Origin of the sequence: Bartonella sp. AA89HNZF, from assembly GCF_042196905.1 — a bacterium.
Lineage (GTDB): Bacteria > Pseudomonadota > Alphaproteobacteria > Rhizobiales > Rhizobiaceae > Bartonella.
Genome location: NZ_JBHIRD010000094.1, coordinates 1 through 851, shown reverse-complemented (window position 1 = coordinate 851; position 851 = coordinate 1). Strand labels below are relative to the sequence as shown.

Here is an 851-nt window from a genome sequence, read left to right as displayed (position 1 = left end):
GGCTCGAGTAAAACGCCCATTATCCGTTGTATTACTCCAGCTACCACCCCCTAACAATGCTCTCATTTCAAACGTATTTTGCGTACGGCTTATGGGTATAGGAAACGTGCCCGATAAAAATTGCCAAACATAACCGCAACCATCCTCACAACCGATATGCGAGATCATTCGACGATTCGCCGTATCCTTATATCCACCTGAAACCTTAGAGGTTGGTTCTTTCTTGCCAACAATATGTGTCTTTTCATTGCTTCCATACATAGCAGAAGCAAACGCTTCATCACTCAGTAAAGATTTTTTAACACGCGCCATATCTGTTACATGTTCGGTATAATTACGGTTTGTTGTTATATTGGTACGATACATTGATTTCGTATTTTCACCCGTCCCTGATTGAAGATAAATATCAACCCAAAGATCTGTAGAGGAGTCGTAGACCATTCCCTCTGGTGAACTATAAGGGCGGTGATTTAAACACCAAACTGAATTGGGTAAAATATCCCCTGCCCTATAACCAGACAAGGGGTGACCAGAAATCGTACCAACATCCGCACAAAGCGTATGAAACCCTCCTATCTTTCGCGAATTATTGACGCTGTAACCGTTTGGATACGTAGAGTTTTCTGATACAACAATTTTATGAGAATCTCCCTCCGGTACCAAATAAAGATAATAATCCTTGCCCGCAGAAAGAGACGGCATGCTTATTCTGGCATCTACCGTATAACTTACAACCAAAATATCATGAGTTCGTGGCAAAGTTAGATAGGTTCCTTTTTTCACGGTTAATTGCGCTTTGCCTGTTGCAATAAGAAACGGCGTGGAAATTGAAAGAACCGTTAAATTGGACT

1 pseudogene is annotated in these 851 nt (G+C 41.5%); it reads right to left on the bottom strand.

Going from position 1 to position 851, the window contains the following annotated elements:
- A pseudogene (locus ACFIN0_RS09895) lies at positions 1 to 851 on the bottom strand (hypothetical protein); the annotation flags it as partial.